The organism is Burkholderia sp. BCC1644, assembly GCF_902833225.1.
Lineage (GTDB): Bacteria > Pseudomonadota > Gammaproteobacteria > Burkholderiales > Burkholderiaceae > Burkholderia.
The window spans coordinates 326,828-338,389 of the sequence record NZ_CADFEI010000009.1; the positions used below are offsets into that span (position 1 = coordinate 326,828).

At 63.3% G+C, this 11,562-nt stretch carries 15 protein-coding genes and 2 pseudogenes; 11 read left to right on the plus strand and 6 right to left on the minus strand.

The window, feature by feature from the left end; all coding sequences use genetic code 11:
- Positions 1-116 precede the first annotated feature (116 nt).
- Positions 117-656, plus strand: coding sequence for a cytochrome b/b6 domain-containing protein (locus tag HWX87_RS20370; RefSeq protein WP_176048792.1), 540 nt, complete (start codon positions 117-119; stop codon positions 654-656).
- A gap of 48 nt (positions 657-704) precedes the next feature.
- Here the strand turns inward: HWX87_RS20370 and HWX87_RS20375 are convergent, their stop codons facing one another.
- From HWX87_RS20375 to HWX87_RS38340, 4 genes and pseudogenes are all read right to left on the minus strand, one after another.
- Positions 705-1,193, minus strand: a complete 489-nt coding sequence (locus tag HWX87_RS20375; RefSeq protein ID WP_176048793.1) for a hypothetical protein — start codon at positions 1,191-1,193, stop codon at positions 705-707.
- Positions 1,194-1,206: 13 nt separating this feature from the next.
- Positions 1,207-1,410 (minus strand): hypothetical protein, encoded by a 204-nt coding sequence (locus HWX87_RS20380; RefSeq protein WP_176048543.1) that lies wholly within the window; start codon positions 1,408-1,410, stop codon positions 1,207-1,209.
- A gap of 238 nt (positions 1,411-1,648) precedes the next feature.
- Positions 1,649-1,969: pseudogene (locus HWX87_RS38335) on the minus strand (methylated-DNA--[protein]-cysteine S-methyltransferase); the annotation flags it as partial.
- Positions 1,970-1,997: 28 nt separating this feature from the next.
- Positions 1,998-2,261: pseudogene (locus HWX87_RS38340) on the minus strand (adenylyltransferase/cytidyltransferase family protein); the annotation flags it as partial.
- A 231-nt stretch (positions 2,262-2,492) separates the two neighbouring features.
- On the opposite strand from HWX87_RS38340, the gene HWX87_RS20395 reads away from it, so the two are divergent.
- Together HWX87_RS20395 and HWX87_RS20400 are read left to right on the plus strand one after the other, a co-directional pair.
- Positions 2,493-2,942, plus strand: coding sequence for an ester cyclase (locus tag HWX87_RS20395; protein ID WP_176048794.1), 450 nt, complete (start codon positions 2,493-2,495; stop codon positions 2,940-2,942).
- A gap of 39 nt (positions 2,943-2,981) precedes the next feature.
- A complete protein-coding gene (locus tag HWX87_RS20400; protein WP_176048795.1) occupies positions 2,982-3,662 on the plus strand; it encodes a hypothetical protein in 681 nt (226 codons plus the stop codon).
- A gap of 64 nt (positions 3,663-3,726) precedes the next feature.
- Here the strand turns inward: HWX87_RS20400 and HWX87_RS20405 are convergent, their stop codons facing one another.
- The gene (locus HWX87_RS20405) at positions 3,727-4,122 is read right to left on the minus strand and encodes a hypothetical protein (protein WP_176048796.1); all 396 of its coding nucleotides are present in this window, start codon (positions 4,120-4,122) and stop codon (positions 3,727-3,729) included.
- On the opposite strand from HWX87_RS20405, the gene HWX87_RS20410 reads away from it, so the two are divergent.
- From HWX87_RS20410 to HWX87_RS20435, 6 genes are all read left to right on the plus strand, one after another.
- Positions 4,121-5,629, plus strand: coding sequence for an AlkA N-terminal domain-containing protein (locus tag HWX87_RS20410; RefSeq protein ID WP_176048797.1), 1,509 nt, complete (start codon positions 4,121-4,123; stop codon positions 5,627-5,629). The two genes, HWX87_RS20405 and HWX87_RS20410, sit on opposite strands and share 2 nt — an antisense overlap.
- A gap of 68 nt (positions 5,630-5,697) precedes the next feature.
- Positions 5,698-6,348, plus strand: a complete 651-nt coding sequence (locus tag HWX87_RS20415) for an alpha-ketoglutarate-dependent dioxygenase AlkB (RefSeq protein ID WP_176048798.1) — start codon at positions 5,698-5,700, stop codon at positions 6,346-6,348.
- Positions 6,349-6,432: 84 nt separating this feature from the next.
- The gene (locus tag HWX87_RS20420; RefSeq protein WP_176048799.1) at positions 6,433-6,876 is read left to right on the plus strand and encodes a methylated-DNA--[protein]-cysteine S-methyltransferase; all 444 of its coding nucleotides are present in this window, start codon (positions 6,433-6,435) and stop codon (positions 6,874-6,876) included.
- Between the two features lie 662 nt (positions 6,877-7,538).
- Positions 7,539-8,249, plus strand: coding sequence for a PadR family transcriptional regulator (locus HWX87_RS20425; RefSeq protein ID WP_176048800.1), 711 nt, complete (start codon positions 7,539-7,541; stop codon positions 8,247-8,249).
- A gap of 38 nt (positions 8,250-8,287) precedes the next feature.
- Positions 8,288-9,109 carry a siderophore-interacting protein gene (locus HWX87_RS20430; protein WP_176048802.1) on the plus strand — a complete coding sequence of 274 codons (822 nt, stop codon included), beginning with the start codon at positions 8,288-8,290 and terminating at the stop codon, positions 9,107-9,109.
- A 167-nt stretch (positions 9,110-9,276) separates the two neighbouring features.
- Positions 9,277-9,501, plus strand: coding sequence for a hypothetical protein (locus tag HWX87_RS20435; protein ID WP_176048803.1), 225 nt, complete (start codon positions 9,277-9,279; stop codon positions 9,499-9,501).
- A 26-nt stretch (positions 9,502-9,527) separates the two neighbouring features.
- Here HWX87_RS20435 and HWX87_RS20440 read toward each other — a convergent pair whose 3' ends face one another.
- Entirely contained in the window at positions 9,528-10,109 is a 582-nt protein-coding gene (locus HWX87_RS20440; protein WP_176048805.1) for an undecaprenyl-diphosphatase, read from the minus strand.
- A gap of 440 nt (positions 10,110-10,549) precedes the next feature.
- Between HWX87_RS20440 and HWX87_RS20445 the strand changes: the two genes are divergently transcribed.
- Together HWX87_RS20445 and HWX87_RS20450 are read left to right on the plus strand one after the other, a co-directional pair.
- Positions 10,550-11,290 (plus strand): acetoacetate decarboxylase, encoded by a 741-nt coding sequence (locus tag HWX87_RS20445; RefSeq protein WP_124456771.1) that lies wholly within the window; start codon positions 10,550-10,552, stop codon positions 11,288-11,290.
- Positions 11,291-11,341: 51 nt separating this feature from the next.
- A partial coding sequence (locus tag HWX87_RS20450) for an SDR family NAD(P)-dependent oxidoreductase (protein ID WP_176048807.1) occupies positions 11,342-11,562 on the plus strand: 221 nt, incomplete at its 3' end.

An 11,562-nucleotide genomic window follows, 5' to 3' on the forward strand; every position in this document is an offset into this window, starting at 1 on the left:
GACGCATGCCTCGGGAATAAATCCGGCGCGGCACCGGTACATCGGGTGTCGCCACGCCGTTCGCCGCACCGGACGTGCGGGTGCGCGACGCCCCACCCGAATCAGCGAGACCGCTCATGCCACAGCCCAACCACGCCGCCTACGCGCGCTTCGCCATCGCCATGCACTGGTCGATCGCGATCCTGATCCTGTTGAACCTGTCGATCGGGCTCTACATGGATACGTATCCGCACAACTCGTCGCAGTTCAACGGCATCCTGTTCTATCACGCGTCGATCGGCAGCCTGATCTTCATGCTGACCGTGCCGCGCCTCGTCTGGCGCGCAACGCACACGCCGCCGCCGCTGCCCGACAGCGTTCCGGCCTGGCAGGCGCGAATCGCCGGCGCGTTGCACGGCTTGCTGTACCTGCTGCTGTTTCTCGTGCCGCTGACCGGCTACGTGCACCGCCTCGCAGGCGCACATGCGGTCAGCTTCTTCGGCATCACGGAACTGCCGGTGCTCGTCGGTCGCGACGAACCGTTGAGACTCCTCACCGATACGCTGCATCGCGCACTGGTGCTGACGCTCGGCTTGCTGCTGGCCATGCACGTCGGCGCCGTGGTGAAACACAAGTTCGTCGATCGCGACGCGGTGGCGGAACGGATGGGGATCTGAAGGAAACGGGAACGCGCGCCGGCACGCGGCGCGTCGTTCATCGGGCACTCACCGCGAACCGCAGCGGTTCCGGTGGACGATCTCGGGGTCGACGCTCGCATGCCCCGGCGAAATCCGCATCATCACCAGCTTTGCGTCGCCGCCCGGCGTGGACCACAAACTCATCTGCGTCAGGTCGGTCCCGTTCGACGACTTCAGCCAGCGCACCATGCGGACCTGATCCGGGAAGCAGGTCGTCGCGCCTTCGTTGTCCTCGACGATGGTCCCGTACGCTTTCAGCGTCGCACGCATCGCGTCGGCAGCCTGCGTTCGTGACACGGCAGCGTGCATCGCGTCGGACGCATCGTCGTAGATCGCGTCGAACGCTTGTGCGTTGAAGCGCTGCATCACCAACGCCTCCGCCCGAAGCGCGGCCTGCCTGTCGTCGGCGTAGTAGCCGAAATGAATGCGCGTGCCGAGCGCGAACAATGCGACGCCCGTCAGCGCAATCAGCGCCAGCGCGATCTTCCATGTGCGGTTCGCGGCCTTCGATCCCATGGTCGGTGACCTGTTACGAGATATCGGCGATATCGTGCATGTCACGCCGTCCCGCATCCGTTGTCAACCCACGGGAATCCTCGATGCGCTGCCTGGCCTCGGCGACGATACGCAGCGATTCGCGGACGAATCCGTCATCCGCCGTCGCTTCGAGAAGCAGCGCGTCGGCGCGTTGACGCCGGTCTTGGCGGGGATTGTGCGGCAGGATGAACGTCATTCGAATTTTCCAAGGCGCGAAAAGCGAGAGCCGCTTCGCAAGCGCGCTCGCCCGGGCGAGCGGACCGATTGTCGCCACTGAGTGCGCGGACGACAATACGCCGGGATCGGAATTGACCATTGTTGACATGGGCACCCTTACGGCTAGCGTGTGTCCTTGATACTTCTCCATCCGGGCGGCCTTGGAACCCGGGTAGCGACATCGCATACCGGACGCGGTTGGCGAATGCCGGGACCTTCTCGTGCCCGAGAAGCCAGCGTTTCCGGTGGACTCCCCACGCGTACCCTCTCAGGTCGCCGTTGCTTGCGATCACTCGGTGGCATGGCACCACGATTGCGATGGGGTTGGCTGCGTTGGCCGCCCCGATGTCAATCGCCGCGCGAGGATCGTCAAAGCCCAGATCCTTCGCCAACTTTCCGTACGTCGTAGTTGTGCCCGGCGGAACGGATCTCAATGCATGCCACACGCGCTACTGCAGATCTGTCCCGGCGGTCGCGGTCGATAGTTCGTTGACAGCTTGCAGTTCGCCTGAAAAGTATCGCGTGAGGGCACTCGAGATTGTCCGCAACGGCTCGATCAACAAAGCGAATGCTGCGCATGATCTCGACTCGTTCGGCGAACGGAATCACCGGCTTGATGCCCCTGCTTTGGCGAGCCGATTCGTCTGTCGTCACGCCGACGATCAGATAGTCACAACGATCGCGGGCATAGCCGAGCATGTTGAGATGCCCAACGTGAAACAGATCGAATATGTCCGCGAGATACCCGACAATTTTCATTTCATCCTCACCGAGTTCGAGACGAGCGATCAGGGCAATTCCCGGCACCCATCGAACGCTTGAGAGCGACATCCGCAGTTCTCGCGATTCGTATTCTCGAGGTGAACGATACCTCTCGGCGATTGATTTTTCGATCCGCTTCTTGCTTTCAAATTCTCACTGATCGACGTACAGACAGCGGGCAAATATTTATTAAATTGCATCACAAGAAACGAGTAGAAGTGCGCATGCCTGATCGCTATTGTTCGTTCCGAGCGGAGCAACTCCGTCTCTCCATCAATCAAGATCATCAAGGAGTCGAACATGTCGAAGGAAGACGATAACAAGGCAGTCGTCGGCCGCTGGTTCACGAGTTTCTGGGGCGAGAAGTGCGACCTCAGCATCGTCGACGAAATCGCTGCACCGGACATGCTGCTGAAGTACTCGTTGCATGAACCGCGTCGCGGCCGCGAGGACATCAAGGCATTCATGACCGACTTCCGTGCCGCCTTCCCGGATCTCAACTTCTGGGGTGTCACGGACCTGATCGCCGAAGGCGACTACGTGGTCGGTCAGTGGGAAGGTGGCGGCACGCACACCGGCCCGGCTTTCAGCGACTTCCTGATCGGTTCGCTGCCCGCGGCAACCGGCCGCCGTATGCGCTTCACCGGGACCACGGTTCTTCGTCTGAAGGACGGTCTGATCGTCGAGGAACTCGGCCTTGACGATGGCGTGACGGCACTGACGCAACTCGAGCTGATCAAGAAAGCGTAAGTGAGCGCACGGTCCGAACCATAACGGATCGCCTATCGGGTGCAAGACCTGAACACGGATCGGCTGAGGCCGGTCCGTTTTTCTTTCGGCGTAAAGCGCTGGGACGGGTCTGAATTCACAGCCCTATCCGCAGCGAATCCGTCGCAGTCGACCTCGCGCCAGTCTTATATCGAGGTCATCCAGGAGCACATCGTGACCCTCACGAAACTCAACGCAAGCGATGAGCCGGATCTTGTGAGCAGCTTCGCGGCCGCATTCAGTGGCACCGGTCCGGTCGCGAGCGTATGCATCAAGTTCGCGATGTACAACGGAACGTTTCGATTGTCCCAGTGGGAAGCCCTGCAGTTGCAGGCGCTGTACCAGTGCATCGAGCACTACAGCGGGGTCCATTACTACGGCTCGGATCTGCAGAGAATGTCTGACGATTCTTCTTTCGGCGCGACGCTGCCGACGCGGCATCCGGTTCGCACGATGCTTGACGAGCGGCCGATACTGACCAAGCGCGACTATCAAATTGGTTTAGAAAGGCATCGCGTGAAATCGCTGGTGGTGGTTGACCGGGGCGACGCCTGCGAGATCAGGTGCACTTACGTGAACGAATCACAACGCAGCGATTTGCTTCCTGTGTACATCGCCATGAATCTTTACGGGGCATTGCGCGCCTGCATCAATCTTTCAGGCACTCTGGCCAGCGAGGTCGGCGGGCCCGCACCGATATGAACGGCCCTCGGAAAGCACCTGGATGACGCAATGGCATGTACCCGAGTCGTCGAGACAGGGGCACTCACCGGTACGGATCGAGCACTTCGGCAAGGCGCCGATTTGCAATACATGACACGGTTGGCGATCGGCATGCAGGAATCGTTGTAGTCCGTGTGGCTGCCCGTCGCTGGGTGCTCATCTTGCACAACGTGTTCACTGCGAAATGCCGCGCGCGCGTGGTGATCATGACCATGTCGATCACCTTCACATTCGCGACTATCGGTATCTTGCGCTGCACGGCCGGACAAGCCGTCAAGCGCACATCGCGCTCCGTGAAGTTGGAGGGGCCGAACTGCGCAATCATTTCCCGCCGTCCCGGATGCGCAAGCTGCCGGACGCTTGTCGGCGCCGAGCGGCCAGACCAGATGTCCGAAAATGGCGCACTTCGTGGGCGTCCAAGATATACGATCTCACTCATGCCTACTCCCATCGACACCCCCGACAGCGACGCCTGCTATCTGGCGCTGAAGGCGCACGACGCGCGCTTCGACGGTTCTTTTTTCGCGGCCGTCACCAGCACCGGTATCTACTGTCGTCCGGTATGTCGTGTGAAGACGCCGCGTCGCGAGAATCTCCGCTTCTATCGTCATGCGGCAGAAGCCGAAGCGGCAGGTTTCAGGCCTTGCCTGCGTTGCCGCCCCGAATTGGCCCCGCGAGCGGCATCCTGGAGCACGGAGGACGCGTCGCGCATCCTGGCCCTGCAGGCGGCGCGCTTGATGGATGAACCGGACGCCTGGAGATTCATGCCCGCGCTCCCGACCTCCGGTCAATCGGCCGGCGGTTTGATGCCGCGAATTGCTCAACGGCTGGGCGTGAGTGACCGCCATTTGCGTCGCATTTTCGAGGCGCACTTTGGTGTCTCACCGCTCCAGTATCTCCAAACACGCCGGCTGTTGGCAGCCAAGCAGCTGATCGCCGATACCCAGCTGCCGATGAGCCAGGTTGCGGCGTCCAGCGGCTTTTCCAGCGTGCGACGCTTCAACGATGCCTTCTCGCGCCACTACGGCCTGAATCCCAGTGCCTTGCGCCGGGCCAAGTCCACATCCGACGGCCAAGGTGTGAGCGTGAGACTGGGCTGGCGGCCTCCTTATGACGTGGAGGCAATGTTGGGCTTTTTGCGCCTGCGTGCCTTGCCCGGCGTGGAGCAGGTCGCGGGTCTGGAATACACGCGAACGTTGCGGCTGTTGCAAGGCACGCAGGCTCGCAGCGGCTGGTTGCGCGCGCGCTTCGACGAAGATCGCGCTCAGGCCGTGTTGACGATCAGCGACTCATTGGCCACCGCCCTGCCGGCCGTGATCAATCGCGTACGTGCCGCGTTCGATCTGGACGCCGACCCGATCGCCATTCATGCTGCTCTGCACGCCACCTTCCCGTTGGGTGAAGGCTTGCGCGTGCCGGGCACACTCGACGGCTTCGAGCTGGCGGTGCGCGCTGTGTTGGGTCAGCAGATCACCGTGGCAGCTGCGCGTACGCTGGGCGCACGCCTGGTCGCAGCCTTCGGCGACCCGATCGAAACGCCTGTCGCGGGCCTGGATCGTCTCTTTCCCACTCCGGCGGCTCTGGCCGCTGCCACGGGCGACGAGCTCGGCCGCTTGGGCATCACGCGACAACGTCAGGCCGCGCTGCATGCGTTGTCTCACGCCGTACTGGAGGGGCGCATCGCTTTGCATCCAGGCGTGGACGTCGCGGCGACCTGCGCCGAATTATGTGCGCTGCCCGGCATCGGCGACTGGACCGCGCAGTACATCGCCATGCGTGCGCTGCGCTGGCCTGACGCCTTTCCGGCCGGCGACGTCGCGCTCCAAAAGGCCCTGGGTGTGGGTAGCGCCCGTGCCGCGGCACAGGCTGCCGAGAAATGGCGGCCCTGGCGCGGCTATTCGGTGCTGCGTGCATGGCATGCCATGGATCGCAGCGCTTCGATCTGAATACTACTTATATCAACGCCCCTCCGGGTCGCGTGACCCGTCGCCACCGGAAGCGATCAATTTGCACGATGAACTCAATCACACAGATCCTGGATACGGTACATGCCCAGAGCGATTTATTTGGAAGCAGCGACACCGAGTTCTCGATAGACGAGTCCTTTCGATCGGCACGACGTTTCGACCTCGACGCTCATTCCTGGATCGAAATCGTGCCCGAATGGATGTCGGGAGCTTCGCAGCTCTACGAGCAGTTGCGCAATAGCGTCCCGTGGCTCGAGCACGATCGGCGCATGTTCAACAAGGTGTTTCGCGAGCCACGCATGACGGCGGTCTACAAGAACGTTGCGGACGTGCCCGACGCGCGCCTGCTGCAGGTTGTCCGTGCGCTGTCGCGTCACTACGGTGTGGAATACGACGGCCTGTGGATGAACCTCTATCGCAAGGGGCAAGACAGTACAGGCTGGCACCGCGATCACGGCTCCTGCCGGAAGCTGAACTGCATCGTACCGGTCCTGACGCTCGGCACGACCCGCCGGTTCCTGATCAAGCCGATCAAGGGCGGCCGCTCCATGACCTTCAAACCCTCCTCGGGCGATTTGGTGGTGATGGGCGGGCGCTCCCAGCAGGACTGGGTGCACTGTGTGCCCAAGGAGCCGGAAATCGAGGGCGCGCGAATCAGCGTCAACTTCATGAGCTCGGCGCAAGGCGTGCGGGATTAGCAAGGGCGCCGCCGGGATCTGGCGACACGGGAGCGATTACGCGGTATGACGCGCCTGGCAGGCCGGCGATCACCACATCTCGACATGAAGACCATCCACATCGACATTCAACTGGACCGCGTACGCGTGACTGCGACCGAATCGGGCCCGGCGAACGTGTGTTCCGAGGGCCAGAAGAGCAACTCCGACACCGAGGATCGGCAACCTGACCCTGCCCGTCACCCGATGCGCGAGGCCGCCCGGCAGTTGTTCGCCGATCTCGACGGTCAACGCCGCGGCCTTAACCTGCCGTTTGAGGTATCGCGCGGAACACCTCTTCAACAAGCGGTCCGAAGCGCCCTGTTGGCTATCCCTCGTGGCGAAACCATCAGCTATGGAGATTTGAACCAGATCATCTGCGCGACAGTCGCGCGCGCCGTGGGCGCAACGATGGGCCGCAATCCCGTCGGCATCGCTGCACCCGGTCACCGCGTGGCGCGTGCCGGCGACAGCCTGGCTGATCGCCCTGATCAGGGCGATCAGACGTAAAGATGTGGAATGAGCGGGTGATATCGACTCGCCTTTCGGTACTCACTCAAGCAAGGGCCTATCGAACAGCCGGCCGGTGAATCCTCGCTTGCCAGATAAAGCCGCTTCCGGTTGCGCCGCTCCTTCGAGAATTGGTCGATCGGGTTACCTGGCGTCCGTCAGCGTCAACATGCACGGAAGTTGGGAAGCAACCGCGTCTACCAGCTCACCTCCCGACTCCAACGCGGGCCTCGGTCAGTGATCAATTGGATCATGTCGGAACCACATCCCAATAATTTCGATATCCTTATTTTTAAGAGAGGACAACGATTGCTTGCAAGTCACCGCAAACGTGGCCGCAATCGAACCTTTCGCACCCCGTAAGCATTCAGCCGGTACGTCACGTTCGCGGAAAGCCATGCCGAAGGTGCCGTTCGAAGGCACGCTGCGAGGGGACGTGCAATGCGATCCCGCGACAGCGCCTCCGTCCAATTTGCGGAACCAACGTGACGCCCCCTTGATGGCGGCTCGGACAACATCGCCGAGAAGAGCGGCCAACGGGATCCTCGAAACGACAGCACCGATCTCCCGCCGCATTTCATCCAACCCCAAATAAATCCCCTTGACGACCTATCTTTCGATATATATCTTTAGATATGTTTTTCGACACATAGGACAGGATCATGCGGCACAACCACTTCCGCGGCCATGACCGTTGCGACGGTCATGGTGCACATGCCCGCCCCGACTGGTTCGGCGGTCTCTGGTACGCGATCGGCCGCCATCGCCGCGGCCACGACATGTTCGGTGGCGGCCCGTTCGGCGGCCGGGGCGGGCGCGGCGGCTTTGGCGATTTCGGCGACGACGGCATGCCGCGCGGCCGCCAGTTCAGTTCCGACGATCTCCAGCTGCTGCTGCTCGCGCTGGTCGCCGAGCAGCCGAGCCACGGCTATGAGCTGATCAAGGCGCTCGACACGCGTTCGAACGGTTTCTACAGCCCGAGCCCCGGCATGGTGTATCCGGCGCTCACGTATCTGGAAGAAGTCGGCTTCGTCGCGTCGCAGGCGGAAGGCAACCGCAAGCGCTACGCGCTGACCGACGCCGGCCGCGCGCATCTCGATGCGCAGCGCGAGCGCGTCGACACGCTGTTCGCCCGTCTCACGCACCTCGCCCGCAAGATGGAATTCATGCGCCGCGCGTTCGCCGGGGAATCGGCCGGCAACGAAGCACCGGACGAATCGCAGGCCGGCTGGCTGCCGGAGTTCGTCGAGGCACGCCTCGCGCTCAAGCGTGCGCTGCTGCACAAGAGCGCTGCCGATGCCGACGAACAACGCCGCATCGCGGCCATCATGCGCCGCGCGACGGCCGAAATCGAAGGCGGCTCCGGCGCGTGATCCGCGCCGCCCCGTCACAATTCAAGGAGAACGGATCGATGCAGAACACATCCGAGCGCACCGTGACCCGCGTGCGCCATACCCTCAAATTCCGCCTGCTGCAGGTCCTGCGCGTGCATGCCGTGACGCCGCACCTGCTGCGCGTCACGCTCGGCGGCCCCGATCTCGCGGATTTCGAATCCGCGTCGTTCGACGATCACGTGAAAGTGTTTTTCCCGCCGCCCGGCGCCGAACGGCCCGCGATGCCGACGCTCGGCGCGAATGGCCCCGAGTTTCCGGAAGGCGAACCGAAGCCGGTCGCGCGCGACTTCACGCCGCGCCGCTTCGACCGCGCCGCCCGCGAACTCGATCTGGAATTCGTGCTGAATCATCCGGGCCCCGCGTCGCAATGGGCTGCGCAGGCACGTGTCGGCCAATGGCTCGGCATCGGCGGCCCGCGCGGTTCGTTCGTCGTCCCGACCGGTTTCGACTGGCATCTGCTGATCGGTGACGATACGGCGCTGCCGGCCATCGCGCGGCGTCTCGAGGAATTGCCGGCCGGTGCGCGCGCGGCCGTCGTGCTGGAAGTCGCCGATCGTGCCGCACAAATCTCGTTCGATACGCGCGCCGACGTGCATGAAGTCTGGCGCTTCCGCGCCGAAGCCGACGCGGCAGACGGCGATGCACTGCTGAATGCCGTTCGTGACCTGCCGTTGCCGCCGTCGGGCGACGGCTACGTGTGGGCGGCCGGCGAAGCGCTGTCGATGCGCGCGGTCCGCCAGCATCTGACCGGCGAACGCGGCGTCGACAAGTCGCGCATCCGCGCGGCGGCCTACTGGAAGCGCGGCGCGGCGGCCGTGCACGAAACGCTGGAAGATTGACGGATACGGGCGCCCGGCAAAGGGGCCCCGGGTTGGCCGGCGGATGACACAATCGTGGCGTCCGCGCACCAGCGGGCTTGGCACCGGTATCGCGGCTGGTATATACCTGTGTCTGCGACGCCGCTGTCAGGCGACAGCCGCCGCAGCCCGCCCAGGAGCGCCCGGTCATGACAAAAGAAAGCCACGCTTCGCCGTTCCTTCGCAACCTGAAGATCGTCGGCTATTGCGGCCTCGCCGCGGTGGTACTCGCGCTGTTCGTCGCGATGTGCGCGATCCTGAAGGAAAGCGCCCTCGATCGCGATGCCGCTCAGCACCCGGCCGATACGCCTGAACTGCACGATGCAGGCGGCGGCCCGTCCGCATCGGCCGAATCGGCCAAGACACCCGGCTGACGGCGTCCTGCCCGGTTTCCCTTCGCTCAGGGCGCGTGCCGGCGCCCCATCACGACCGCGTGTACCGCATCGCCGAGCCGTTCGAGCAGCGCGATCGCGCGTTGCCCGTACAGGTGCGCGGCCAGCGCGCCGGCCGTACCGACCAGCACACCGCCCGCCATGTCGAACGGCCAGTGCACGCCCGCATAGACGCGCCCCCATGCAATCGCCACGGCCATCGCGGCCATCACGAACCCGGTCACGCGCGTCGAGCCGCCGAGCATCAGGCCGACGGCCATGCTCCACGCAAACGTCATGTGATCGCTCGGAAACGAACTGTCCGGCGCGTGCGGAATCAGTTGCGTGCCGACGCCGGCCATGAACGGGCGCGGCGAGAACCAGACATGCCCGATCACCTGCGCGAGCACGAGCGCCACGCATACGCCGACGCCGGCTTCGATCGCCTGGCGCCGCGTCGAGCGCGCGCCGAAGATCCAGGTCAGCAGCAGCATGGCCGGCAGTGCGTAGACGAGCCAGTCGGCGGCAAAGATCGCGAGGCGGGCGACGCCCGGCTGCGGCGCAACCCCGGCGTTGATGGCGGAAAAGAGGGTGAGATTGAGGTTCTGCATGAATCCGGTTGCGTGGGGCGTAAAAAATTCGACCGGTTGCCCGGCCTGATACGAACGATGCTAGGACGCACCCGCTTAAGCGATGCTTAATGCGGCCGCCGGCGCGAATCCCGCTGCGGCGAACGCACTTAGAGCCTGCACTGCAACACAAGTTCACACAATTGTCATATTCCCGCGCAACTGTCTCCCGTAAAGGCTCACCCGGCTTCCCGTAAAGACTCACCTTTTTCACATCGTGGCGTCATCGACGCGTGCGACCATCGCGCCGCCGGGCGCCATCCCTGCCGTTTGCGTTATTCATCTCAATATTTACGTCGCGAATTCTTCGAAATCGGCAACAATTAATTCCATATGCGGCATCGCACAACGGCAACGCACAGGCATAGGATTACGAGCTTACGAGCACTCATCCACGAAGCGATCAACAACAAGGAGTCCGCATGAAAGCCAGCGATGTCCGATCGAAAGCGTTTGCGATGCCGTTGACCAGCCCTGCCTTCCCGATGGGCCCGTACCGTTTCGTCGATCGTGAGTTTCTGATCATCACGTATCGCACCGATCCGGACCGTCTCCGCGAAATTGTCCCCGAGCCGCTGCAGGTCACCGAGCCGCTCGTGCATTACGAATTCATTCGCATGGCCGATTCGACCGGCTTCGGCGACTACACCGAAAGCGGCCAGGTCATCCCGGTCGAATACAACGGCCAGCCGGGCGGCTACACGCTCGCGATGTATCTCGACGATCACCCGCCGATCGCCGGCGGCCGCGAGCTGTGGGGCTTCCCGAAGAAGCTCGCGTCGCCCACGCTGCACGTGAACACCGACCACATCCTCGGCACGCTCGACTACGGCAAGGTGCGCGTCGCCACCGGCACGATGGGCTACAAGCACAAGGAACTCGACATCGACGAGCAGACGAAGCGTCTCGCCGGCCCCAATTTCCTGCTGAAGATCATCCCGCACGTCGACGGCACCGCGCGCGTCTGCGAACTGGTGCGCTATTACATGCAGGACATCAAGATGAAGGGCGCGTGGACGGGCCCCGCCTCGCTCGAACTGGCGCCGCACGCACTGGCGCCCGTGGCCGACCTGCCCGTGCTCGAAATCGTCGAAGCCCGGCACCTGGTCGCAGATTTGACGCTGGGCCTCGGCGAAGTCGTCTACGATTACCTGGCTCAGTAACACGTCCGCAGTCCTTTCTCCCTGTCAATCCTTTCACCACGGGAATTCGAAATGAGCAACCTGAATGGCAAGACCGCAGTCGTCACGGGCGCCGCGAGCGGCATCGGCAAGGAAATCGCACTCGAGCTCGCCAAGGCAGGCGCGGCCGTCGCGATCGCCGACCTGAACCAGGACGGCGCGAACGCGGTCGCCGACGAGATCATCAAGGCAGGCGGCAAGGCGATCGGCGTCGCGATGGACGTGACGAACGAGGAAGCCGTGAACAGCGGCAT